This window comes from Kitasatospora sp. NPDC008050 (assembly GCF_042957465.1).
Taxonomy (GTDB): domain Bacteria; phylum Actinomycetota; class Actinomycetes; order Streptomycetales; family Streptomycetaceae; genus Kitasatospora.
On sequence record NZ_JBIBIJ010000016.1, the window covers coordinates 152,666 to 176,994 of the forward strand.

At 75.2% G+C, this 24,329-nt stretch carries 21 protein-coding genes; 13 read left to right on the plus strand and 8 right to left on the minus strand.

The features are described 5' to 3' along the window. Positions 1 to 43: 43 nt before the first annotated feature. Together ACFZB9_RS27335 and ACFZB9_RS27340 are read left to right on the plus strand one after the other, a co-directional pair. On the plus strand, positions 44 to 721 hold the full coding sequence (locus ACFZB9_RS27335) for a TetR/AcrR family transcriptional regulator (protein ID WP_391451421.1): 678 nt from the start codon (positions 44 to 46) through the stop codon (positions 719 to 721). A gap of 64 nt (positions 722 to 785) precedes the next feature. Continuing rightward, positions 786 to 3,269 (plus strand): SpoIIE family protein phosphatase, encoded by a 2,484-nt coding sequence (locus ACFZB9_RS27340; RefSeq protein WP_391451422.1) that lies wholly within the window; start codon positions 786 to 788, stop codon positions 3,267 to 3,269. Between the two features lie 64 nt (positions 3,270 to 3,333). Here ACFZB9_RS27340 and ACFZB9_RS27345 read toward each other — a convergent pair whose 3' ends face one another. From ACFZB9_RS27345 to ACFZB9_RS27360, 4 genes are all read right to left on the minus strand, one after another. Beyond that, entirely contained in the window at positions 3,334 to 4,881 is a 1,548-nt protein-coding gene (locus ACFZB9_RS27345) for an MFS transporter (protein ID WP_391451424.1), read from the minus strand. Further along, the gene (locus ACFZB9_RS27350) at positions 4,878 to 5,432 is read right to left on the minus strand and encodes a TetR/AcrR family transcriptional regulator (RefSeq protein WP_391451426.1); all 555 of its coding nucleotides are present in this window, start codon (positions 5,430 to 5,432) and stop codon (positions 4,878 to 4,880) included. The genes ACFZB9_RS27345 and ACFZB9_RS27350 overlap by 4 nt, the downstream gene beginning before the upstream one ends. A gap of 147 nt (positions 5,433 to 5,579) precedes the next feature. Continuing rightward, positions 5,580 to 5,972 (minus strand): cell division protein SepF, encoded by a 393-nt coding sequence (locus tag ACFZB9_RS27355; protein WP_391451428.1) that lies wholly within the window; start codon positions 5,970 to 5,972, stop codon positions 5,580 to 5,582. Between the two features lie 281 nt (positions 5,973 to 6,253). Beyond that, complete coding sequence (locus ACFZB9_RS27360; RefSeq protein ID WP_391451430.1) at positions 6,254 to 6,769, minus strand: DinB family protein; 516 nt, start codon at positions 6,767 to 6,769, stop codon at positions 6,254 to 6,256. 120 nt (positions 6,770 to 6,889) lie between these two features. Here ACFZB9_RS27360 and ACFZB9_RS27365 point away from each other — a divergent pair, with 120 nt between their 5' ends. Then, complete coding sequence (locus ACFZB9_RS27365; RefSeq protein ID WP_391451432.1) at positions 6,890 to 7,624, plus strand: SDR family NAD(P)-dependent oxidoreductase; 735 nt, start codon at positions 6,890 to 6,892, stop codon at positions 7,622 to 7,624. Here ACFZB9_RS27365 and ACFZB9_RS27370 read toward each other — a convergent pair. Together ACFZB9_RS27370 and ACFZB9_RS27375 are read right to left on the minus strand one after the other, a co-directional pair. Next, entirely contained in the window at positions 7,582 to 8,307 is a 726-nt protein-coding gene (locus tag ACFZB9_RS27370) for a TVP38/TMEM64 family protein (RefSeq protein ID WP_391451434.1), read from the minus strand. The genes ACFZB9_RS27365 and ACFZB9_RS27370 overlap by 43 nt on opposite strands. 14 nt (positions 8,308 to 8,321) lie before the next feature. Beyond that, on the minus strand, positions 8,322 to 9,545 hold the full coding sequence (locus tag ACFZB9_RS27375; protein WP_391451436.1) for an MFS transporter: 1,224 nt from the start codon (positions 9,543 to 9,545) through the stop codon (positions 8,322 to 8,324). A gap of 125 nt (positions 9,546 to 9,670) precedes the next feature. Here ACFZB9_RS27375 and ACFZB9_RS27380 point away from each other — a divergent pair, with 125 nt between their 5' ends. From ACFZB9_RS27380 to ACFZB9_RS27425, 10 genes are all read left to right on the plus strand, one after another. Then, on the plus strand, positions 9,671 to 10,861 hold the full coding sequence (locus ACFZB9_RS27380; RefSeq protein ID WP_391451438.1) for an ROK family transcriptional regulator: 1,191 nt from the start codon (positions 9,671 to 9,673) through the stop codon (positions 10,859 to 10,861). 328 nt (positions 10,862 to 11,189) lie between these two features. Beyond that, on the plus strand, positions 11,190 to 15,251 hold the full coding sequence (locus tag ACFZB9_RS27385; RefSeq protein ID WP_391451440.1) for a Pls/PosA family non-ribosomal peptide synthetase: 4,062 nt from the start codon (positions 11,190 to 11,192) through the stop codon (positions 15,249 to 15,251). Positions 15,252 to 15,417: 166 nt separating this feature from the next. Continuing rightward, complete coding sequence (locus tag ACFZB9_RS27390) at positions 15,418 to 15,834, plus strand: molybdopterin-binding protein (protein ID WP_391451441.1); 417 nt, start codon at positions 15,418 to 15,420, stop codon at positions 15,832 to 15,834. Positions 15,835 to 15,869: 35 nt separating this feature from the next. Next, on the plus strand, positions 15,870 to 16,343 hold the full coding sequence (locus ACFZB9_RS27395) for a hypothetical protein (protein WP_391451443.1): 474 nt from the start codon (positions 15,870 to 15,872) through the stop codon (positions 16,341 to 16,343). Further along, positions 16,340 to 17,101, plus strand: a complete 762-nt coding sequence (locus ACFZB9_RS27400) for a glycerophosphodiester phosphodiesterase (protein ID WP_391451444.1) — start codon at positions 16,340 to 16,342, stop codon at positions 17,099 to 17,101. The genes ACFZB9_RS27395 and ACFZB9_RS27400 overlap by 4 nt, the downstream gene beginning before the upstream one ends. Further along, positions 17,101 to 18,264 (plus strand): winged helix DNA-binding domain-containing protein, encoded by a 1,164-nt coding sequence (locus ACFZB9_RS27405; RefSeq protein WP_391451446.1) that lies wholly within the window; start codon positions 17,101 to 17,103, stop codon positions 18,262 to 18,264. Before ACFZB9_RS27400 ends, ACFZB9_RS27405 begins: the two co-directional genes overlap by 1 nt. Positions 18,265 to 18,348: 84 nt before the next feature. After that, positions 18,349 to 19,452: an AI-2E family transporter gene (locus ACFZB9_RS27410; protein WP_391451448.1), complete on the plus strand. Its 1,104-nt coding sequence runs from the start codon at positions 18,349 to 18,351 to the stop codon at positions 19,450 to 19,452. Positions 19,453 to 19,552: 100 nt separating this feature from the next. Then, a complete protein-coding gene (locus ACFZB9_RS27415; RefSeq protein ID WP_391451450.1) occupies positions 19,553 to 20,509 on the plus strand; it encodes an alpha/beta hydrolase in 957 nt (318 codons plus the stop codon). Next, on the plus strand, positions 20,506 to 21,381 hold the full coding sequence (locus ACFZB9_RS27420) for a spermidine synthase (protein ID WP_391451452.1): 876 nt from the start codon (positions 20,506 to 20,508) through the stop codon (positions 21,379 to 21,381). The genes ACFZB9_RS27415 and ACFZB9_RS27420 overlap by 4 nt, the downstream gene beginning before the upstream one ends. A gap of 121 nt (positions 21,382 to 21,502) precedes the next feature. Next, positions 21,503 to 22,339, plus strand: coding sequence for a class I SAM-dependent methyltransferase (locus ACFZB9_RS27425; protein ID WP_391451453.1), 837 nt, complete (start codon positions 21,503 to 21,505; stop codon positions 22,337 to 22,339). On the opposite strand, the gene ACFZB9_RS27430 is transcribed toward ACFZB9_RS27425, so the two are convergent. Together ACFZB9_RS27430 and ACFZB9_RS27435 are read right to left on the minus strand one after the other, a co-directional pair. Then, a complete protein-coding gene (locus ACFZB9_RS27430; RefSeq protein WP_391451454.1) occupies positions 22,236 to 23,546 on the minus strand; it encodes an MFS transporter in 1,311 nt (436 codons plus the stop codon). The genes ACFZB9_RS27425 and ACFZB9_RS27430 overlap by 104 nt on opposite strands. Next, the gene (locus tag ACFZB9_RS27435; protein WP_391451456.1) at positions 23,543 to 24,181 is read right to left on the minus strand and encodes a TetR/AcrR family transcriptional regulator; all 639 of its coding nucleotides are present in this window, start codon (positions 24,179 to 24,181) and stop codon (positions 23,543 to 23,545) included. Before ACFZB9_RS27435 ends, ACFZB9_RS27430 begins: the two co-directional genes overlap by 4 nt. Positions 24,182 to 24,329: the final 148 nt, after the last annotated feature.

Here is a 24,329-nt window from a genome sequence, read left to right on the forward strand (position 1 = left end):
CCCGTCCAGGGCCCCCGCACACCCCGTCCGGAGCCGCACCGCCATGACCACCGCTGCCCGCACCCCGCAGCAGGACCGCAGCCGTGCCACCCGCCGCCGGCTGCTGGAGGCGGCCGTGGACTGCCTGGCCGAGCGCGGCTGGAACGGCAGCACCGTCACCGTGGTGGCCGAACGTGCCGGGGTGACCCGTGGCGCCGCCCAGCACCACTTCCCGACCCGCGAGGACCTCTTCACCGCCGCCGTCGATCACGTCACCGCCGAGCGGCTGGCCGCCGTCCGGGCCGGGACCGGTGAGCTCCCGCCGCCCGGGCCGGCCAGGACCGAGGCCGTGGTGGAGCTGCTGGTCCGCCTCTACACCGGGCCGCTGTTCCGTGCGGCCCTGCACCTGTGGGTGGCCGCCGCGACCGAGCAGCCGCTGCGCGAGCGGATCATCGCCCTGGAGAACCGGGTCGGCCGCGAGTCCCACCGGGCGGCGCTGGACTCGCTCGGGGTGGCCGAGAGCGCGCAGGGCGTGCGCGAGTCGGTCCAGGCCACCCTCGACCTGGCCCGCGGCCTGGGCCTGGCCAACCTGCTCACCGACGACACGGCCCGCCGCACCGGCGTGGTGCGCCAGTGGACCCGGATGCTGCAGACCGCGCTCGACCAGGCGGCCCTCGACCAGGCCGCGCCCGGCCGCGGTCCAGCTGACGACGCGTCGCCCGCCGGGCAGCCGGACGCCTGACGCAACGCCAGGCTCAGGCCCACCAGCGGTCGCCGCCCCGCTGATCAGCGGGCAGTCTGGAACAGTGCACGCACCTCAGACCGGCCCCCCGCCCGAAGGGGGCGCGCAGCCCGGCGGCTCGGGCGGCGTGTCCGGGATCGTCCCGGCGGCCCTGGACGGCCACCGCCTGGTCCCGCTGGCCACCGCCCTGCTGGACGCCGACGGCCTGGTCCTGCACTGGAGCGAGGACGCCGAGCGGCTGCTCGGCTGGCGGGCCGACGAGATCGTCGGGCATTTCGCGGCCCCGCTGCTGGCCACCGCCGAGCACCGGCCCGAGGTGCTGGAGCTGTACGAGCACATCCTGGCCGGGCGCCGCTGGTCCGGGATCTTCCCGGTGCGGCACAAGGACGGCCACGAGGTCGCGCTGGACTTCCGCACCTACGGCATCACCGGGCCGGGCGGCCGCCCGCTGGTCCTGGCCACCGGCTCCGACGTGCGCGCCATCCAGCAGGTGGAGGGCAACCTCGCGGTGCTGGACGGCTTCTTCACCCAGTCGCCGATCGGCATGGCGGTCTACGACACCGAGCTGCGCTACGTGCGGATCAACCCGGCGCTGGCCGCGATGAACGGTCTGCCGGTGGAGGACCACCTGAGCAAGCGGCTCGACGAGGTGCTGCCCGGGATCAACACCACCGAGATCGAGAGCGTGATGCGCGAGGTGCTGGCCACCGGCGAGCCGGTGATCGACGCCCGCTCGCACGGCCGCACACCCGGTGCGCCGGGCCACGACCACGCCTGGTCGGCCTCCTACTTCCGGCTCGCCGACGCCTCGGGGCGGGTGCTCGGCGTCAGCTCCTCGCTCATCGACGTGACCGAGCGCTTCCAGGCCGAGGCCCGCGCCGCCCGAGCCCAGGAGCGGCTGACCCTGCTCGCCGAGGCCAGCGCCCGGATCGGCACCACCCTGGACATGCAGCGCACCGCCGAGGAACTGGTCTCCGCGGTGGTCCCCAAGTTCGCCGACTTCGCCACCGTCGACCTGCTCGACCCGATCCTGCAGGGGGAGGAGCCCGGCCTGCTCGCCCCCGACCAGGGTGTGCTGCTGCGCGCGGTGGCCTCCGGCGAGGCGTACGGGGCAGGGCTGACCAACGTGGCCGACGCGGTGGGCGAGACCACCGCCTACGACTCCAGCCGGATCTACACCAAGAGCCTGCGCAGCGGGCGCCCGATGGTGGTGGCCAAGGTGGACGAGGCGGCGCTGCGCCGGATCGCCCCGCGCGAGGAGCGGGTGGAGCCGGGCCTGGCGGCCGGGATCCACTCCTACCTGCTGGTGCCGCTGCTGGCCCGCGGCATGGTGCTCGGCGGCGCGGAGTTCGTCCGTACCCGTAACCCCGAGTCGTTCAGCGAGTCGGATGTGGCGCTGGCCGAGGAACTGGTGGCCCGCACCGCCGTCTGCATCGACAACGCCCGCCTCTACCGCCGCGAGCGCGACACCGCCCTGACCCTGCAGCGCAGCCTGCTCCCGCAGGAGATCCACCGCACCCTGGGCCTGGAGATCGCCTACCGCTACCTGCCCAGCAGCGTGGTCAGCGAGGTCGGCGGCGACTGGTTCGACGTGGTGCCGCTCTCCTGCGGCCGGGTGGCGCTGGTGGTCGGCGATGTGATGGGCCATGGGATCAGGGCGGCGGCGACGATGGGTCAGCTGCGTACGGTGGCCCGCACCCTGGCCACCCTGGACATGCCGCCGGCCCAGGTGCTCGCCCGCCTGGACGAGACCGCCACCGGTATCGGCGAGGGCCAGTTCGCCACCTGCGTCTGCGCCGTCTACGACCCGGTGGACCGCAGCTGCACGGTGGCCAGCGCCGGTCACCTGCCGCCGGTGGTGATGGGCACGGACGGGGTGGCCCGGGTGCTGGACGTGCCGCCGGGGGTGCCGCTGGGGGTGGGCGGGGTCTCGTTCGAGAACGTCGACTTCACCCTGCCCGAGGGCAGCGTGCTGACCCTCTACACCGACGGCCTGGTGGAGCGCCGCGGCGAGGACATCGACCGCGGCATCAACGAGCTGTGCGCCACCCTCGCCGCCCGCGGCCGCACCCTGGAGGCGCACTGCGACGCGGTGGTCTCCGCCCTGGTGCGCGGTGACAGCGAGGACGACGTGGCGATGATCATGGCCAGGGCGCTGCCGCTGCCCAGCGACCGGATGGCCACCCTGCAGCTCACCGGCCAGGGCCCGATGCCCGCGCGGGCCCGCCGATTCACCCGTGGCACGCTCGCCGCCTGGGGCCTGGGCCCGCTCGCCGACTCCGCCGAACTGCTGGTCAGCGAGCTGGTCACGAACGCCCTGGTGCACGCCCAGGAGCCACAGCGGCTGCGGCTGTTCCGGGACCGGATGCTCACCCTGGAGGTGGCCGACTCCGGGCGCCAGGCCCCCCGGCTGCGCCCCTCCGGCTCGCAGGACGAGGGCGGGCGCGGCATGCACCTGGTCAACGAGCTGGCCCAGCGCTGGGGCAGCCGGCCCACCCGCAGCGGCAAGGTGGTCTGGGCGGAGCTGGAACTGCCGCTGGGCAGCTGACGGCCGCCCGGCGCAGCGCCCGGGCCGTCGGCTGCCCAGCGGTCGTCGGCTTCCCCGGCGGTCGTCAGATCCGGCGCAGCAGACGCCACGCCAGGCCGGCGCCCAGCAGCACCAGCACCGCGGCGAGCACCGCCGCCAGGCTCATGCCCCGCACGAACGCCTCCCGCGCCGCGCTCGCCAGCGCCTGGCCGGCCTCGCCCGGCAGGTGCTGGGCGGCCGCCACCGCGGCACCCAGCGACTCCTTCGCCTCGGTGGCCGTGGCGGCGTCGACCCCGGGCAGGGCGCCGATGCCACCGGGGTAGACGGCGGTGAGCACCGAGCCGAAGAGCGCGATCCCCAGCGCCGTGCCCAGCTCGTAGGCGGTCTCCGAGACGGCGGAGGCCGCGCCGGACTTGGCCGCCGGCGCGGCCGTCAGCACCAGGTCGGCGGAGAGCGTGTACACCAGGCCCTCGGCCGCGCCGACCGCGAGGAAGACCACGGCCAGCAGCAGGAAGGAGGTGTCCTGGCGCAGCAGGCCCAGGGCGCCCAGCGCCAGCCCCAGCACCGCCATGCCGCCGACCAGCGCGGCCCTGGCCCCGGCCGAGCGGGTCAGCCGGGCGGTCAGGATCGAGGCCACGGCGGCGCCGGCGAAGGCGGGCAGCTCGGCCAGCCCGGCCGTCAGCGGCGAGAGCCCGCGCACCAGCTGGAGGTACTGCGACATGAAGAAGACCACGCCGGCCAGCCCGAAGACCGCGATCAGCGCGCCCAGCACGGCGGCGGTGAACCGGCGGTCGGCGAACAGCCGCACGTCCAGCAGCGGGTTGTCGAGCAGCAGCTGCCGGCGCACGAAGAGCCACAGCCCCAGGACGCCCAGCACGGCCGCCACCGGCACCTGCCACTGGGTCACGCCGTGCGCGGCGGCCTCGGTGATCGCGTAGACCAGCGCGATCAGGCCGGTCATCGAGCAGAGCACGCTGAGCAGGTCCAGGCGGCCCGGCCTGGGGTCCTTGGACTCCGGCAGCAGCCAGCCGCCCAGCACCAGCAGGAGCGCCACGATGGGCAGGTTCATCAGGAAGACCGAGCCCCACCAGAAGTGCTCCAGCAGCACCCCGCCGACCAGCGGCCCGGCGGCGGCCCCGGCGGTGGCGGCCGCGCCCCAGATCCCGATGGCCCTGGCCCGCTCGCGGGCCTCGGGGAAGAGCGCGCGGATCAGCGACAGCGTGGAGGGCATGATGGTCGCCCCGGCCACGCCCAGCAGCGCCCGGGCGGCGATCAGCCAGCCGGGGCCGGGCGCGTAGGCGGCCAGCAGCGAGGCCGCGCCGAAGGCGGCGGCGCCGATCAGCAGCAGCCGCTTGCGCCCGATCCGGTCGCTGAGCGCGCCCATGCTGACCAGCAGCCCGGCCAGCACGAAGGAGTAGCTGTCGCCGATCCACAGCAGCGCGGTGGAGCTGGGGGCGAGGGTCTCGGTGATCGAGGGGATCGCCAGCACCAGCACGGTGGCGTCGACGACGACCAGCAGCACGCCCAGGACCAGGACGGCCAGCCCCGACCAGCGCCGGCGGTCGCCGGTCATGGCGGGGCGGCCGGTGGTGGATCCGGTCGCGGTCAGGGCGGTGTCCAGGGTGCGGGTCATGAGGTTCCGGTCCTCCGCAGGGCCCCGCCGAGGAAGAGCTCGGTCAGGGCGAAGGCGCTGTCACGGGGGGCGAGCCGGCCGTCCTGGACGGCCCAGCCCACGCCGGCCAGCAGGTCGAAGAAGGCTTCACTGAGCCAGCCGGCCGCCAGTTCGATCCGGAAGACCCCCTCCTGCTGGCCGCGCAGGAAGAAGGCCCGGACCCGGGCGTCCTGCTCCTCCCAGAGCGCGCACAGCTCGGGGTCGTCGAAGAGCTGGTTCTCGCCGGCCAGGAAGGCGCAGAGCGCGGCGTCGGGCACCAGCAGGTCGACCAGACGGCGCAGCGCCTCGGCGGTGTCGCCGGTCTCGATGGCGGCGTCGTCCAGCGCGCTGTTGTAGCGGCGCAGACCGAGCAGGCCGACCTCGCGGATCAGCGCCTCGCGGCCGGGGAAGATCCGGTGCAGCGAGGCCCGGCTGATCCCGGCGGCGCGGGCGATCTCGTCCAGGTGGGCGGTCGGCTGCCGGGAGAGCACGCCGACGGCTGCCTTGAGGACCGCGTCACGATCGATTGCCATGAGAACAGAATAGCTCAGCTGAGACATCCACGTCTCAGCTGAGACTTCTGATCGCAACTGACGGCTGGCTGCGGGCAGCAAAAAACCGGAGGCGGCCTCTGCCGTCTCCGGTCTGCGCTGATCCGGGTCAGTGCCCGGTGTCCCCGGTCAGCTCTGGTTGTAGAAGCCGCTGTCGTCCAGCGGCCGGTCGATCACCATCACCTCGACCTGCGGTGGCGTGAGCAGGAACACCCGGCGGGCGATCCGCTCGATGCCGCCGCGCGTGCCGAAGATCAGGCCCGAGGCGAAGTCGACCATCCGCTTGGCCTCGCCGTCGTCCATCTCGGTCACGTCCATCACCACCGGGGTGCCCGAGCGGATGTGCTCGCCCACCACCCTGGCGGACTCGAAGCCGGTGGGCTTCACCGAGACGATCTTGGTCGGATTCGGCAGCACCGGGATCGTGTCGGCGGTCGCCCACGACTCCTCCTCGTACACCGCGGCGGGGTAGCTCCCCGAGGGCATCAGCCACCCGTGGTGCTCGTCGCGAAGTGCTCCCATGCCGCGCCTCCCTGTCCTGTCCCCGTCTGGTTCCGGGCGTCACTGCGGCCAACTGACGCGTCATCCACTGCCCGGAACTGTCCGAGTATCGCACTGATCACCGTCCCGGCGCCCGCCCTGGCACGCCGTTCGGGTGGTGGCGCCTGCCGGTGGCACGCGCCGTCCTCATCAGGAGCGGACGCAACCCTCCCCTGCCGCGGTTGCGGGAGGTTCCCGGGATCACCCGAGCGGCCTTGCCGCAGCGGGGAATTGACGTCGGCTCATGCTCCGGTGGTGCCGGCTCATTCCCCGGTGGCACCGTCGATGGCCTCGCGCAGCAGGTCCGCGTGGCCGTTGTGGCGGGCGTACTCCTCGATCAGATGGACCTGGATCCAACGCAGCGTCACCCGCTCGCGGCCCTTCTGCTGGACGGCCGCGACGGTGTCCAGCGACAGTCCGGCCACGGCCTGGTCGGCGAGCTCGACCTCCCGGCGCCAGATGGCGAAGTCGGCGGCCGGGTCGGCCCGGTCCACCCCGTTGAAGTCGAGGTCCCGGTCCTCGTCGGTGCAGTAGAGCGGGGTCGGGTCACCGTCGAGCAGGATCACCTGGTACCAGTAGTGCTCCACCTCGGCCAGGTGCCGGACCAGGCCCAGCAGCGAGAGCGAGGAGGGAGTCACCGAGCGCAGCCGCAGCTGCTCGTCCGTCAGTCCCGAGGTCTTGAGGGCCAGAGTCTTGCGGTGGAAGTCGAGCCAGGCGGCGAGCATGGTCGCCTCGGTCGCGGCGTTCGGCGGTTCGATCCGCTCAATGGTGTCAGTCATGGGCGCCATCTTGGCCCGGGCAGGGGGTCGGTGGCGAGCCGAATTCCAGGCGTTAGGCTCCCATCGATCACGTCGGGCACAAAGGGCCGCCATGCCCTCAGGAGCACTACGGAGGGGCACATGTCACGACCCGTCACCCTGGTGACCGGCGGCAGCCGCGGCATCGGCGCGGCGATCTGCGAGCGGCTGGCGGCCGACGGCCACGACCTGGCGATCGGCTACCGGCGCGACGCCGAGGCCGCCGAGGAGGTCGCCCGGCAGGCCCGCGCGGCGGGAGCCACGGCGCTGGCCATCCAGCTGGACACTGCCGAGGAGGCCCAGGTGGAGCGCTTCTTCGACCTGGCCGCCGAGCGGCTGGGCCCGGCCACCGGGCTGGTCAACAACGCCGGGGTGACCAGCGCGCGCGGACCGCTGGCCGACCTGCGCACCGAGGACCTGCGCAAGGTGGTGGACGTCAACCTGGTCGGCTACTTCCTCTGCGCCCGCCGTGCCGCGCGCGACTTCGGCCGCGGCGCGGTGATCGTCAACATCTCCTCGGGCGCCGCCACCCTGGGCAGCCCCGGCGAGTACATCCACTACGCGGCGACCAAGGCCGCCACCGACACGCTGACCATCGGGCTGGCCAAGGAGCTGGGCCCGGCCGGTATCCGGGTCAACGCGGTCTCGCCCGGCACCATCGAGACCGAGATCCACGAGCTCAGCGGCGAGCCGGGCAGGCCCGCCCGGGTCGCCCCCATGGTCCCGCTGCGCCGGGCCGGGCGGCCCGAGGAGATCGCCGGCGCGGTCGCCTGGCTGCTCTCGCCGGACGCCTCCTACACCTCGGGCGCGATCCTGCGGGTGGCCGGCGGGATGTGACCGTGCCCGGCCTGCGCCGTCGGTGCCATCGGCCCGGTCGGCGCGGCCCGGCGCCTGGCCCGCCAGGCGCCGGCCAGGCTGAGCACGCCGAGGCCCACGATCACCGCCCCCGAGACGAGGAAGGCGGGCGAGGTGGGCGAGCCGGCGCAGGCGCCGGCCACCACGTAGGCCGCCGTGCCGGGCAGCACGCCCAGCACGGTGGCCGCCAGGTAGGGCCGCACCCGCACCCCGGAGAGCGCCGCGCCCAGGTTCACCGCCTGGAACGGCACGCCGGGCACCAGCCGCAGCAGCAGCACGCTGCGGAACCCGTGCTCGGTCAGCCCGCGGTCCAGTGCCAGCAGCGCCCGCCCGCGCAGCAGCGGCCGCAGCGCCCGCTGACCGAGGCCGCGCCCGAGGCCGAAGGCGAGCACCGCGCCCGCCGTGGTGCCCAGCACCGCCAGCGGCACGCCCCAGCGGGCGCCGAAGAGCACCCCGGCCGCCACATTGAGGGCCGGCTTGGGCAGGAAGGCGAGGGTGCCGAAGGCGAAGAGCGCCACGAACGCGGGCGCCCGCCAGGCGCCGGGGACCGCGGTGGCCACCTGCCGCGGGTCCCAGCAGAGCAGCGAGGCGGCGGCCCCGGCGAGGATCAGCACCAGCAGCGCGAGCCGGGCCCAGGGTGCACGCGCGGCACGGCTCAGGTTCATGCGGGGGAGTTTAGTCAGCTCAGGGGTATCCCCGCGGCCTGCTCCCCGGCGGCCGCCGGGGCCGATGCGGGTTCGACGGCCCGTGCCGCCCGCAGCGTGCCCGCGGTGCAGGTCAGGGCCGCGGCCAGCGCCGTCACCAGGGCGAAGGAGACCCGCAGGGAGCTGGCCTGGGCGATGGTGCCCACGATCGCGGGCGCGATCAGCCCCGAGGTGTAGGTGACGGTGGCGACACCCGCGATCGCCTGGCTCGGGTTGGGGCCGGCGTGCCCGGCCGCCGCGAAGGCCAGCGGGATCACCACCGCGATGCCTGTGCCGAGCAGCGCGAACCCCGGGATCGCCACCGCGGGGCTGCCCGCGACCACCACCAGCACCCCGCCGGTCGCCGCCACCGCCCCGCCCAGCCGCACGGTGGGCACCGGGCCGAGCCGGCGCACCACCGCGTCGCCGGCCAGCCGGGCCGCGGTCATGGTGAAGGCGAAGGCGGTGTAGGAGACCGCCGCGGTGCCGGCCGCGGCCCCGGTCAGGTCGCGCAGGTAGACGCCCGACCAGTCGCCGCCCGCCCCCTCGGCGAAGACCGCGCAGAAGCCGACCAGCCCGATCGCCAGCGCCGAGCGCGGCGGCAGCGCGAACCGCGGTGGCGCCTCGGCCCGCGCCGCGGGGCGCACGTCCAGCAGGCCTCCGCTGACCAGCCGGCCGAGGACCAGCAGCACCGCCGCGGCGATCGCCAGGTGGACCCGCGCGTCCAGGTGCGTCCGGGCCGCCAGCGCGCCGAAGGCGGAGGCGACCAGGCCGCCCAGGCTCCACATGCCGTGCAGTCCGGACATGATCGACTTGCCCAGTCGCTGTTCGACCTCCACCCCCTCGGCGTTCATCGCCACGTCGGCCATCCCCGAGGTGGCCCCGTAGACCAGCAGCGCCAGGCAGAGCCAGGGCAGGCCGGGGGCGAGCGCCGGCAGCGCGAGGGCCGCGCACCACAGTGCCAGCAGCAGCCGGATCGCCGCCCGGGTGCCGAGCCGGTGGGCGATCCGCCCGGCCAGCGGCATCGCCAGCGAGGCCCCGATGGCGGGCATCACCAGGGCCAGGCCCAGCTCGCCCGCGCTCAGATGCAGCCGGTCCTGGAACGCGGGGATCCGGGTGGCGAAACTGCCGGTGACCGCGCCGTGCACGGCGAAGACCAGCGCGATGCTGACCCTGGCCCGGCGCAGGGGTCGAGCGGCGGGTGGAGTGGATGACGGCATGGCTGGGTCCTCCCCGTTCGGGCGGCGCGCGACGCGGCACGCGAGCTGGTGTGTGGTGCGGGCGTGCGGTCCGATAAATTATCAGGAAGGATCCCTGATTAATAGATCTGGAAGGATGCGTGCCCATGACCATCGCGCGCACGGCCACTCCCAGCACCGCCCGTGCGATCAACGACCGGCTGGCCCTGGAACTGCTGCTCAGCCACGGACCGCTGACCGCCACCGAGCTGCGGGAACTGACCGGCCTCTCCCGTCCCACCATCGCCGACCTGCTGGAACGCCTGCAGCGAGGCGGCCTGGTGGCCATGGTGGGCGAGCGCGGTGAGCAGCGGCGCGGGCCCAACGCACGGGTCTACGCACTGCGCGCCGACCGCGCCCATGTGGCCGGCATCGACGTGCGCACGGTCGGGGTCACCCTGACCGTCGCCGACCTGACCGGCCGGAGCCTGGCGCAGGCCGCGCTGCCGGTCGACCCCGCCGGGCCGCCACCGGACTTCGCCGACCAGGTGCTGCGCACCCTGCTGGCCTGCGCCGAGCGGGTCGGCGCGCGCGAACTGCACACCGTCGCGGTCGGCGCGCCCGGCCTGGTCGATCCGGCCACCGGCGAGCTCAGCACCACCTCGCGACTGCAGAGCTGGCACGGCGAGCTGGTCACCGCGCTGCGGGCGGGGCTCGGCGGGGAGGTGATCCTGGAGAACGAGGTCAACCTGGCCGGCCTCGCGGAGCACCGGGTCGGCGCCGCCACCGACCGCGACACCTTCGTGCTGCTCTGGCTCGGTCACGGCACCGGCGCCGCCGTGGTGCTGGACGGCCGGCTGCGCCGCGGCTTCTCCGGTGGCGCCGGTGAGATCGGCTTCCTGCCGGTGCCCGGCACCGGGGGCCTGCCCGGTACCAGCAGCTGCGACGGCGGCTTCCACAGCCTCGCCAGTGGCCGGGCCGTCTGCGAGCTGGCCCGGGCGCACGGGCTGGTGGCCGGCCCGGGCGGGCAGGACGCCCCCGCCGCCGAGGCGGCCGTGCTGGCGGCGATCGCGGCCGGTCCGGCGGGCGAGCCGTTCCTGGACGAGCTGGCGGAGCGGGTCGCCCTCGGTGCCTCGGCGGTCACCGTGCTGTTGGACCCGGGCTGCGTGGTGCTGGGCGGCGAGGTCGGCCGGGCCGGTGGCCGTGCGCTGGCCGAGCGGGTCGCCGCCCGCCTGGCCCGGCTCTCGCCGGTGCGCACCGAGGTCCGGGCCGGCACGGCGGGCGGCGGCGCGGTGCTCAGCGGCGCGGTGCTGACCGCCTCGGACGCGGTCCGCCGCGACCTGTTCGGCGGCCGCTGAGCAGCCACTGAGCACGGTCACAGCACCCACACGTTCCCGTGTGACCGGAGCGTAGCCCTTCACCGGGGCGGGTCGCGTTCACAGAAGTGGATCATGTCTTCACCTGGGGCTGGGTGCCTGCTGATCACTCCATGAGGTTTTGGTGAGCAAATGCCCGATTCTTCGTGGTCGCGCTCCGTGAGCACCTACGCTCAGTTGCGGGATAGGACCAAACGGGTGGGAGCGGGGCAATGTGCAACCGCTCGTCGCGGAACCGCGTTTCCAGACGCGCGGCCGGAAGACCCCCATCCGTGCCTGACCCGCAACTGATCCGGCGAGAGCAAGGTACATGGAAGCAGTAGAAGACCGAGGCGCCCACCTGCGCCCATCCTGGGGGGACGTATCCGGCGAGACCGCCGGCGCACTGTGGCCGCTGGCCCCCGCCCCGCCCGTGCGCACGCTGGTGGACATCCTGGAAGCCGCCGCCCGCGCCTGTCCGCAGGTGCCCGCGTTGGAGGCGGACGGCCGGACCTTCGACTACGGAGCGTTGCTGGCCGCGGTCGACGGCCTGGCCGGGAGACTGGCCGCGGCCGGGATCGGCCGCGGTGACCGGGTCGGTGTGCGCGTGCCGTCGGGCACCACCGACCTCTACCTCGCGATCCTCGCCGTGCTGCGGGTCGGTGCCGCCTACGTCCCGGTCGACTTCGACGACCCCGACGAGCGCGCCGAGCTGATCTGGAGCGACGCCGCGGTCTGCGCTGTGATCGGCGCGGGCTGCGAGGTCCGGCCGAACCCGGCGGTGGCCCCCGGCGGGCGCCCGGGACGGCCGGCCCCCGAGGACGACGCCTGGATCATCTTCACCTCCGGCACCACCGGACGCCCCAAGGGCGTGGCGGTCAGCCACCGCTCGGCGGCCGCCTTCGTGGACGCCGAGGCGGGCCTGTTCCTGCGCGAGGACCGCCTGCGCCCCGGTGACCGGGTGCTGGCCGGCCTGTCGGTGGCCTTCGACGCCTCCTGCGAGGAGATGTGGCTGGCCTGGCGGCACGCGGCCTGCCTGGTGCCCGCCCCCCGTTCGCTGGTCAAGGCCGGCACCGATCTGGGCCCCTGGCTGGTGGAGCGCCGGATCACGGTGATCTCCACCGTGCCGACCCTGCTCGCGCTCTGGCCCGCCGAGTGCCTCGACGCGGTCCGGCTGGTCATCGTCGGCGGCGAGGCCTGCCCGGCCGAGCTGGTCGAGCGGATCGCCGTGCCGGGGCGGGAGTTCTGGAACACCTACGGTCCCACCGAGACCACGGTCGTCGCCACGGCCGCCCAGCTGCTGCCCGGTCAGCCGGTGCGGATCGGCGGCCCGCTGGACGGCTGGGAGATCGCCGTCGTCAACAGCGAGGGCCGGCCGGTGGCCTGGCACGAGACCGGTGAGCTGCTGATCGGCGGTGTCGGTACCGCCCGCTACCTGGATCCGGCCAAGGACGCCGAGAAGTTCCGCCCGCACCCCGCGCTGCGCGGCTCGCGGGTCTACCGCAGCGGTGACCTGGTGCGCGCCGAGCCCGAGGGGCTGATCTTCGTCGGCCGGGCCGACGAGCAGGTCAAGCTGGCCGGGCGCCGGGTCGAGCTCGGCGAGATCGACGCCGCGCTGCAGGCGCTGCCCGGCGTGCGGGCCGCGGCCGCGGCCGTGCGCAGGACCGCCGGCGGCGGCGAGGTGCTGGTCGGCTACCTGGTGGCCGAGCGGCCCGAGGTGCCGTTCGGCCTCGATGCCGCCCGCGCGCTGCTGCTGGAGCGGCTGCCGCAGTCGCTGGTCCCGGTGCTGGCCCTGGTGGCCGACCTGCCCACCCGCACCTCCGGCAAGGTGGACCGCAACGCGCTGCCCTGGCCGCTGGCCGGTGCGGCGGACGAGGCCGGCGCCGAGGACCCGAGGCTGACCGGCACGGCGGGCTGGCTGGCCGCGCGCTGGCGCGAGCTGCTGGGCCTGCCGGTGACCGGGGAGAGCGACTTCTTCGCGCTCGGCGGCACCAGCCTGGCCGCCGCCAAGCTGGTCTCCCTGCTGCGCGCGCGCTGCCCCGGCGTCTCGGTCGCCGACCTCTACGGCCACCCGACGCTGCTGGCCATGGCCGCCCGCCTGGACGAGCTGACCGGCGCCGGCGCCGGCCATGCCGCGCCGGAGCAGGCCGCGGCGGCCGCCCCGAGCGGGCCGACCCAGGCCCGTCCGGTGCGCCCCACCCCGCGCCGGGCCGGGCTGATCCAGCTGCTCGTGCTCACCGTCGCCTACACGATCAGCGGCCTGCGCTGGGTGCTGGCGCTGGCCGCGCTCGACAACCTGACCGGGCGGGTGCCGTGGGCGCCGCACGCCCCGTGGTGGCTGATCATCACCGGCTGGCTGGTGCTCTCCAGCGCCGCGGGCCGCCTGGTGCTCGGTTCGGCCGCCGCCCGGCTGCTGACCGCGGGCATCAAGCCCGGCAGCTACCCGCGCGGCGGCTCGGTCCACCTGCGGCTGTGGACGGCCGAACGGGCGGTGGCGGTCTTCAACCTGGCCTCGCTGCTCGGCACCCCCTGGGCCCGGCACTACGCCCGCGCGCTGGGCTGCCGGGTCGGGCGCGGTGCCGACCTGCACACCATGCCGCCGGTCAGCGGCCTGGGCCGGTTCGGCCCCGGCTGTTCGCTGGAGCCCGAGGCGGACGTGGCCGGCTGGTGGCTGGACGGCGACCAGCTGCACCTGGGCACGGTCGAGGTCGGCGCCGGTGCCCGGGTCGGCACCCGCTCCATGCTGATGCCCGGCGCCCGGCTGGGCGACGGCGCGGACCTGGCGCCCGGCGCCTGCCTGTTCGGCGAGCTGCCCGCCGGTGAGCGCTGGCACGGCTCGCCCGCCCGCCCGCTGGACGGCGCCGGGGTGGCCCGGGCCGGCGAGGGCTGGCCCGCTCCGGCACACGGGCGCTCGCGCGGCTGGAACCTGGCCTACGCGCTGGCCCTGCCGCTGCTCAGCCTGCTGCCGGTGCTCGCCGCAGCCCCCGCCCTGCTGGTGGTCTTCCAACTGGTCGACCAGGACCGCTCGCTGGGCGCGGTGCTGGTCCAGCTGCTGACCGTCTCCCCGCTGGCGGCGCTGGCCTCGATGGTCTGCTACGCGGGCCTGCTGGTGCTGGTGGTGCGGCTGCTGAGCATGCCGATCAAGCCGGGGTTCCACCCCGCGCACGGCAAGGCCGCCTGGTGCACCTGGGTGGTCAGCCGTCTGATGGCCACCGCCCGTGGCGCGCTCTTCCCGCTCTACGCGAGCCTGTTCACCCCCGTGTGGCTGCGGCTGCTCGGCGCCCGGATCGGACGCCGGGTGGAGGCCTCCACGGTGCTCACGCTGCCCGGCCTGATGCGGGTGGACGACGGCGCCTTCCTCGCCGACGACACCCTGATCGCGCCCTTCGAGGTGCGCGGCGGCTGGCTGCGCCTGGGCCCCTCCGAGGTCGGCCGCCGGGCCTTCGTCGGCAACTCCGGCATCGTCGGCCCCGACCGCAGGCTGCCCGACGACGCGCTGGTCGGCGTCCTGTCGGACACCCCGCCAGGGGCCGAACCGGGCTCCTCCTGGCTGGGCCGCCCGGGTCTGGCCCTGCCCCGGGTCACCGAGGGCGGCGACCTGAGCCGCACCTACGACCCGCCCCGGCGCCTGATGCTGGCCCGCGCGGCCGTGGAGCTGTGCCGGGTGCTGCCGGTGCTCTGCGCCGTGGTGCTGGGTGACCTGGCGGTGGTGGCGATGCAGGAACTGGTGGACAGCCAGGGCCTGGTCCTGGGCGCCGCACTGGTCGGCCCGGTGCTGATCGGCGCGGGCGTGGCCGCCTGCCTGGTCACCACCGCGGCCAAGTGGCTGCTGGTGGGCCGCTTCCGCAGCGGGGAGCACCCGCTCTGGTCCTCCTTCGTGTGGCGCAACGAGCTCTACGACACCTTCGTGGAGGAGCTGGCGATGCCGTGGCTGGGCCAGACCCTGGTCGGCACCCCGTTCCTCAACATCTGGCTGCGCTCGCTGGGCGCGCGGATCGGGCGCGGTGTCTGGTGCGAGACGCACTGGCTGCCGGAGACCGACCTGGTCCGGGTCGAGGACGGGACGAGCGTCAACCGGGGCTGCGTGCTGCAGACCCACCTCTTCCACGACCGGGTGATGCGGCTGGACACGGTGCACCTGGGCGCCGGGGCGACGCTGGGCCCGCACTCCATCGTGCTGCCCGGCTCCACGGTCGGCGACGGCGCGGCGGTGGGGGCCTCCTCGTTGGTCATGCGCGGTGAGGCGATGCCGGCCGGGACCCGCTGGGCGGGCAACCCGGTGGCGGCCTGGCCCACCGGCCACCGCACCGGCCACCCGGCCCGCCGGCACCCGGTGCCGGGGCGGCACCGTGCCGCTCCCCGCCGCATGGCCTCGCCGGGGCGCCAGCGCTGACGAGGCGGACCCTTTAGAAGAGGCCCGAGGGGCCGGTCCGGGCGGCACCAGCCGCCGGGGCCGGCCCCTCGGTCTTCTGTCGGGGGGCCGCCGGTGTGTGGCGGGGTGCGGTCGATGGGGCAGGATGGGAGACCGCTGTCGATCATCACGAGCCCCGGGGAGTGCCATGGGTCAGCCCGCCCGCCCGGTCCACCAGTACCGCATCGGCGAGGCCGCGGCCATGCTCGCTGTCAGCGCCGACACCATGCGCCGCTGGGTCGACGCCGGGCGGCTGCCCGCCGAGCGGGACGAGCACGGCCACCGGATCATCGCCGGCGAGCAACTCGCCGCCTTCGCGCGTGAGCTGGCCAAGCCCGGCGCGGCCGAGGCCGAGGGCCGGCTGTCCTCGGCGCGCAACCGGTTCCCCGGCATCGTGACCCATGTCGTGCTCGGCGATGTGGCCGCGCAGGTGGAGATCCAGGCCGGGCCGTTCCGGGTGGTGTCGCTGATCAGCCGGGAGTCGGCCGAGGAGCTGGCGCTGGCCCCCGGAGCCCGGGCGACCGCGGTCATCAAGTCGACCAATGTGATGATCGAAGGCAGCTGACCCGCGAGTCGACCCATCCGCACTGGAGGAGAGCCGTGTCCCGAGCCGTTCTGCCCACCACCCAGGCCGCGGTGGCGGCCGCCACCGCGGTGGCCGAACGCCACGGCCGTCAGGTGACGGCCACGCACGACATCGGTGACGACCGGACGTTCGCCGGCCTCTCCCGCCCGGGCGCCTGCGGGGGACCGGTGAGCGGCACCGACTGGACGCACCAGGACCTGGCCCGCGTGCCGCACGAGGCGCTGCTGGAGTTCGGCGGCGTGCCGGAGATCTCGGTCCGCCTCTTCGACCACGACGAGGTCACCGTCACCGTCGAGGGCGTGGCCTTCGAGGACGTCGCGCGTGACAGCCTGCCGCCCTTCCTGGACGCCGTCTGGTCCGGGCTGGCGCACACCAGGATCCACCGCTTCCCGCCCGGGCTGACGCTGAAGGTCGCCGTGCCCGGCGAGCCGACCTACAGCGAGCACGTGCTGCGGACGACGGCCTGGATCAACGGGATCGCCCGATGAGCGCCCGCCAGTCGGGCGCCGCCCCGGCCCGTGCCTCCTCGCCCGGCGATGCCCGGCCCCGTCCGCTGGCCGTGGCACACCGCGGCGACCCGTACCGGTTCCGGGAGAACACCCTGCCCTCGGTCGCCGCCGCGCTCGCCGCCGGGGCCGACGCGGTGGAGGTGGACGTCCAGCTCACCCGCGACGGCGTCCCGGTGCTGCTGCACGACCCGACTCTCAAGCGCCTGTGGGGGCTGGACCGCCCGGTGCGCGCGCTCACCGCCGAGCGGCTGGCGGCGCAGCGCTTCGAGGGCGGCCGGCGGGTCCCCGCGCTGGCCGAGGCACTGGGGCTGCTGGCCGAGCACCCCGCGGCCAGGCTGCTGATCGACCTGGACGAACCGACCCCGGCCGCAGCCGCCTGGCGGGCCGTCACCGAGGCGGGCGCCGAGGAGCGGGCGCTCTTCTGCGGCCCGGCGTCGGCCATGTTCGCGGTGCGCGAGCTGGCCCCCGAGGTGCCGCTCGCGCTCACCTGGAAGCAGCCCGGGCTGCCGGTGGCCGCGCTGCTGGCGGACCTGCGCCCGCGCTACCTCAACCCGCCCTTCGGCCTGGTGGACCGGGCGCTGGTCGAACGGGCCGCCGACGCGGGCCTGGCGGTCAGTACCTGGACGGTGGACCGGCGCAGCACCATGCGCCGGATGAGCGCGCTGGGTGTCGCCTCGCTGACCTCCAACCGGATCGGGCTGCTGCGCTCGGTCCTCGGGCCGGGCGGCGGCCGCTGATGCCCGAGGTGCTGGACCGGCGGGCGCTGAACCGCGCGCTGCTGGCCCGTCAGCACCTGCTGGCACCGGCCGCCATGACACCGGAACAGCTGGTCGGGCACCTGGTCGGGCTCCAGGCGCAGGCCACCGACCCGCCCTACTACGGCCTGTGGTCCCGGCTGGCGGACTTCACCCCCGAGCAGCTCGGCGGGCTGCTGGAGCGGCGCGCGGTGGTCCGGCTCGGCCTGCAGCGCGGCACCATCCACCTGGTCACCGCCGAGGACTGCCTGACCCTGCGGCCACTGCTGCAGAGCGTCCTGGACCAGGGGCTGCGCGGCGCGTACGGCAGCAGGCTGGCGGGCCTGGACCTGGCGGCGCTGACCGAGCGGGGCCGCCGCCTGGTCGAGGAGCGCCCGCGCACCTTCCAGGAGCTGGGCGCCCTGCTCGGCGCCGAGTACCCCGAGCGCGATCCGGCCGCGCTCGCCCAGGTGCTGCGGGCCCGGCTGGCGCTGGTCCAGGTCCCGCCGCGGGGCCTGTGGCGCAGCTCCGGCGCTGCCGCGCACACCACGGCCGAGCAGTGGCTGGGCCGCCCGCTCGCCGAGCCGGCCGACCCCGCCGATCTGGCCGCGCGGCACGAGCGGCTGGTGCTGCGCTACTTGGCCGTCTTCGGCCCGGCGAGCGTGGCGGACCTGCAGAAGTGGTCCGGGCTGACCCGGCTCTCGGCCGTGGTCCGGCGGCTGCGCCCGCGGCTGGCGGAGTTCCGCGACGAGGCGGGCCGCCCGCTCTACGACCTGCCCGAGGCGCCGCGCCCCGACGGCGGCACGCCCGCACCGGTGCGGCTGGTGGCCCCGTTCGACAACCTGCTGCTGGCGCACGCGGACCGCACCCGGGTGCTGTCGGAGGCCTACCGGCCGCTGGTGATGAGCCAGAACGGGATCGTGGCGGGGACGCTGCTGGTGGACGGGTTCGTGGCCGGGGTCTGGCAGCTCGACAGGCCGGCGGCGGGGCGTCCGGCGAGCGGTGCGGCGGGGGAGACCGACCGGGCGACGGTGCTGGTGCGCCCGTTCGCGCCGCTCGACCGGGCCGGACGGGCGGCGGCCGAGGGTGAGGCGCAGCGGCTGCTGGCCTTCGCGGAGCCGGCGGCCGCGGCCGCCGGGACGCGGGTGCGGTTCGACGCGCCCTGATGATCCAATTCGGGTGATTGATCATCATGTGTGCTGGTATGTCAGGAAAGTGAGGGCGGGTCGGCGACGGGCGGAGGCAACAGCATGTCGGGCCGATCACCGGAGGAACGGCCGCCCGCCGCCTACCGGCTGCCGCCCCCCGTGCGGCTGGCGGCGGCCTGGTCGGTGGCGGTGATCCTCTTCATCACCGTCGGCGCTCTGATCGTCTACGCGCTCGTGGCACTGCGCGCCGCCACCGTCCCGCTCTTCCTCGCACTGCTCGGCACGGCGCTGCTCTACCCCGTGATGCCCTGGCTGGTCCGGCGGGGCCTGAGTCGCGGCCTGGCCGCCGGACTGACCTGCGCGGTCCTGGTCGCGGCGGTGTTCGGGGTGCTGGCCGTGCTGACCAACTCGCTGGTGCACAGCGCACCGCAGATCGCCCACGCGCTCCAGCAGGCCGGCGACCAGATCGCCGAGCGCCTCGGCCCGCTCGGCGACCGGATCAAGTACGCCCTCTCCCAGTCCGCCGGCTCCGGCAGCTCGCTCGTCTCCTCGCTGGCCGACGGCGTGCTCTCCGGGCTCGGCCTCGCCACCCAGGTGATCACCGGCAGCGTGCTCGCGCTGGCCCTGGTCTTCTTCTTCCTGCGCGACGGACACCGCGGCGGCGATCTGGTCCGCTCGATCGTGCCCGGCGACCGGGGCGAGACGGTGATTGCCTGCGCCCTCAAGGCCTTCGCCGCGATGGCCGGGTTCATGCGCGGCACCACCTTGATCGCGCTGATCGACGCCACCTTCATCACCATCGGCCTGCTGGTCCTCAGCGTCCCCGGCGCGGCCGGCCTGGGCGCGCTGGTCTTCCTGGGCGCCTTCGTGCCGTTCATCGGAGCCTTCCTCTCCGGCACGGTGGCGGTGCTGGTCGCGCTGGCGGACGGCGGCCCGAGCCGTGCGCTGTGGACGCTGGGGGTGGTGCTCGCGGTGCAGATGGTGGAGGGCAACATCCTGCAGCCGCTGATCCAGAGCCGGACGGTGGAACTGCACCCGGCGACGATCATGATCGCGGTGGTGGCCGGCTCCGGCGTGGCCGGGATCCTCGGTGCGCTGCTCGCGGTGCCGCTGAGCGCCGCCGGCCTCGGCATCGTCAACGTGCTGCGCGGACAGTCGGGCGGTGCCGACGGGAGTCCGCCCGCAGCGGCGACGGCTGACGGGTGATGACGGGCGACGGGCGAACGGCTGACGGGCGATGACGGGTGATCAGCGCCACGGCCCCGCGACCGGTCCGGCGGCGGGCGCACCCAGTACAGTCGGCGCTGTGGAATTCCGAACCGACATCCTGGGCGCCCCCTACGAAGCCGCCGACCTTCCGCTTCGCCCCGATGACGAGGGCCCGGTCGGTGCCACACTGGTCCGCCGGCTGACCCCGCAGCCCGAGGGCGGCCCCCGGCGCGCGGTGCTCTACCTGCACGGCTACGTCGACTACTTCTTCCAGACCCACCTGGCGGACCACTACGCGGCCCTCGGCTACTCCTTCTACGCCCTGGACCTGCGCAAGTACGGCCGCTCGCTGCGACCGCACCAGTCGCCGAACTTCATCCGCGACCTGACCGCCTACGACGAGGAACTCGACGAGGCCGTGCGGATCATCCGCGAGCAGGACGGCCACACCGAGCTGCTGGTCAACGGCCACTCCACCGGTGGGCTGATCGCCGCGCTGTGGGCCTCGCGCCGGGCCGGCCGGGGTGTGGTCGACGGGTTGGTCCTCAACAGCCCCTTCCTCGCCATGCCCACCAACCCCGCGGTCCGCACGCTGGGCGCCCCGGCCGTCGGCGCGCTCGGCCGACTGGCCGCCACCCGCAAGCTGCCCGCCCCGCTCAACCCGCACTACGTGCACAGCCTGCACCGCGACCACCGCGGCAGCTGGGACTTCGACCTGACGCTCAAGCCCGCCGAGGGCTTCCCGATGTACGCCGGCTGGCTGGCGGCCATCCAGCACGGCCACCGCCAGGTCCGGCGCGGCCTGCACATCGACTGCCCCGTGCTGCTGATGGCCTCCACCGGCAGCATCTCCACCAACAAGTGGCACCCCGACCTGCACCGGCGCGACGCCGTGCTGCGCGCCGACGACATCGCCGCCCTCGGCCCGCGCCTGGGCCCGCAGGTCACCATCGTGCGGATCGAGGGCGGCATGCACGACCTGGTGCTCTCCGCGCCCGAGGTCCGCACGCAGGTCTTCGTCGAGCTGGACCGCTGGCTGAAGGCGTATCAGTGACCGCAGCGCCGGGCGGCTCACCGGAAGGGGAGAGCGAGCCGCTGCCGGTCCAGCGCGCAGTCGCCTTCGGCACGGCGAAGCTGATGCCCGACCTCGACAGTGCCGACGCCTGGCTGCTCACCCTGGACGGCACCCCGCAGTCCTACGTCGACCTCGCCGAGCCGACCCACCTCGAATTCGAGTACACCCGCCGCCTGGGCCACCTCGCCGACACCCTCGCCCCCGAGGGCCGGGCCCTTACCGTGCTGCACCTGGGCGGCGGCGCGCTGACCCTGCCGCGCTATCTCGCCGCCACCCGCCCCGGCTCGCGCCAGCGGGTGGCCGAGGCGGACGGACCGCTGGTCGAGCTGGTCCGCGAGGTGCTGCCGTGGACCGATCCGGGCATCGAGGTGGCCGTCGCCGACGCCCGCGAGGTCCTGGCCCGGACCGCGCCGCACTCGCTGGACCTGGTGATCGCCGACGTCTTCCAGGGCTCGCGCACCCCCGCGCACCTCACCAGTACGGAGTTCGTCCAGCTCGCCGCGGTGGCGCTGCGCCCCACCGGCTGCTACGTCGCCAACCTGGCCGACAGCGCTCCGCTCGACTTCGCCCGGGCCCAGGCCGCCACCGTGCGGGCCGTCTTCGAACACACCTGCCTGGTCGCCGAGCCCTCGGTGCTGCGTGGCCGGCGCTACGGCAACCTGCTGCTGATCGGCTCGCCCGCGCCGCTGCCCGTCGAGGCGCTGACCAGGCGGCTGGCCGGCGACCCGTTCCCGGCCCGGCTGACCAGCGGCCCCGAGCTGCGCCGGCTGATCGGCACCGCCACCGCCGTGACGGACGAGCAGGCGCATCCGTCGCCGCCCCCGCCGGCCGGGGCGTTCAGCATCGGCTGAGGCTGAGGCTGAGGCTGAGGCTGAGGCCGGCGGGGGCGGGGGAGGAGCGCTCGCTGACCCGGTGTCAGAATGACCGGGCAGGCCGCCGATTCGCGTGGGCCGCCGATCCGAGGAGTGCAAGGTGTCGACCGCGTCGTCCGCCCCCGAAGGCCGTGCCGAGCCCGCGCTGAGCCCGGTCCCCGAGACGGCCCTGTGGACCCTCTATTACCGTGCCGCCGAGGCCCGCCGGCCGGACACCGTGCTGCGCGACCCGAAGGCCGTCGAGCTGGTCGACCGGCACGACTTCCCGTTCGAGGCCCGGTTCGGGCCGGTCAAACCCGCCCTCGCCCGACTCCAGGCGCTGCGGACGGCCGCCTTCGACCGCGAGGTGGCCGACTTCCTGATACGGGAACCGCGCGGCACGGTGGTCTGCCTCGGCGAGGGACTGGAGACCCAGTACTGGCGGGTCGACAACGGCCGGGCCCGGTGGCTGGGCGTCGACCTGCCCGAGGCCGTCGAGCTGCGCGAGCGCCTGCTGCCGACCGGCCCGCGCCACCGTCTGCTGGCCGCCTCCGCCACCGATCCGGGCTGGCTGGACGAGGTCGACCCGGCCCAGGGCGTGCTGATCACCGCCCAGGGACTGCTGATGTACCTGCGGCCCGAGGAGGTGCACGCGCTGGTCGCGCGCTGCGCTGCCCGGCTGCCCGGTGCGACCTTCGTCTTCGACGCCCTCCCGCACTGGTTCAACCGGCTCTCGCATGCGGCCCGGCCGGGCGAGGGCGGCTACCAGGCTCCGACGATGACCTGGACCATCGGTTCGCGGGCGCTGCTGGCCGACCCGCGCACCGTGCCGCTGACCGCCCGCCACGGCTGGTTCATGCGGGTCCTGGCCCTCGACCTGCCCGACCGGCGGGCCCGCCTGGTCCGCTCGCTGGGGCCGCTCGACCTGCGGCGGCCGCGACGGCGGCCGTCGGGCTGACCGGGCTGACCGGGTCGGGGTCGGGGCCGGGGCCGGGTGTTCGGAGCGGCTGCGGGGCGGGAGGGCGCCCGCTGGCGGGAGCCGAGCGGGTGGGCAGCAGGGCGGCCGGCAGCAGGCCGAGTGCGGCGACGGCGGCCAGTGCCAGCAGCGCGGGTGCCAGGCCCGTGGAGCCCGGGCCCGTGGAGCCCGGGCCCGTGGAGCCCAGTGCCGCGGTGGCCGGTGCCTGGCTCGACACGAGGCTCGCGGCGACGGCGATCCCGAGCGTCGGGCCGATGTTCATGGCCGTCTGCTTGAGCCCACCGATCACCCCCGCGTACCCGGGCGGGGCCTGGCCCACCACCGTCCCGGTGGCGCTGACCATGACGGCGGCGTACCCCGCGCCGAGGACGGCGAAGGCCGTGCCGCCCAGCGCCCACCCGCCGCCCGGGGTGAGCCGGGACAGGCTCGCGATGCCCAGGACCACGAGCGTGATCCCGGTCAGCGCGGTGCGGCGCGGGCCGTGGCGGCGCAGCGCCGCACCGGCGACGGGCGCGCCCAGGACCATCAGCGCGGTCAGCGGCAGGCCGTGCAGGCCGCTGGCGAGCGGGTCGAGCCCGCGGACGTCCTGCAGGAAGAAGGTGACGGTGAAGAGCGCGCCGAACATCCCGGCGGTGGTGGCCAGCAGGAGGGCCATCGAGGCCGTCACCGGGACCGAGCGCGCCACCGCGGTCGGCACCAGCGGGTGCGCGCTGCGGCGTTCCCGCACGGCGAAGGCGGCCGCGACGCCTGCCGTGGCCGCGAGGCCGAGCAGCGTCGCCGGCGCGGCCCAGCCGTGGCCGGGCACCGTGGACAGCGTGCCCACCAGCATGGCGAGCGCGCCCGAGAGCAGCAGCGCGCCGGTCGGGTCCAGGCGCTCGGGCGTCTGCTGCGGGGCGCTGGTCCTGGGTGTCCTGAGCAGCAGGGCGAGGGCGGCGATGGCGAGCGCGACCGGGACGTTGAGGACGAACACCGCCCGCCAGCCCAGCCGCGTGACGATCGCGCCGCCGAGGACCGGACCGGCCGCCGCGAGCAGATAGCCGGTGCTGGTCCACTGGACCTGCGCCACGCCGGCGCCCAGATCGCGTTGCAGGCTGGGCTGCGCCACGGTCAGCACGGTGCCGTCGAGCGCGACGATCATCGCGCCCGCCACGCTGACCGCCAGGGCGAGGTGGTGTTTGGGGCTGGTCATGGGCGCACCGGGCCCAGGTGGGCGTCGAGTGCGGCGCCGATCAGCCGGTCGAGGTGGTCGCTGTCAGGAGTGGGCGCGGGGGTGGTGCCGAGGACGAGTTGCAGGCTGCCGTACGTCCAGAGCTGGGCGATGCCGTGCAGGTTCGCCCAGAGGGCGGCCGCCGCCACGGCGGGCGACGGGGCGTCGGCCGTGGCGGACCCGGCTCGGCACCGGTCGACCAGTGCCACCATGCCCTCGAAGAGCGGGCGGGTGGACTCCCGCAGCCGCGGCCGGTCCGCCTGCTGCTCGCCGTTGCGCTCACTGTCCAGCAGGTCGTGCCGGAACATCAGCTCGAACATGCCGCGGTGCTCCAGGGCGTAGCCCACGTAGGCGCGCCCGACCGCCCGCAGCTGGTCGCGCGGTGAGCCGGTCGCGGCCAGGGCGGTCGCGAACCTGGCGCCGAGGTCCTCGAAGCCCCGGTGGGCGATCGCGGAGAGCAGGGCGTGGTGGGTGGGGAAATGGCGCCGTGGCGCGCCGTGGGACACACCGGCCCGGCGGGCGATCTCACGCAGTCCCAGCGATGCGCCGCCGTCGGTCATCACCAGGTCGACGCCGACGTCGATCAGCCGCTCGCGCAGGGAGTTCTCACGATCCATGGACACTGTCTACCAGCCGGGCGTAGACACTGTCTACGCCCGGCTGGGTGAGGCGGAAGCATCGCGATGCCGAGCCGGAAGGAACCTAAAGCGGCGGTAAAGCGTTCGGGCTGGAGACGGCAGGCTAGGCTGCCCTGTCGACGGACTG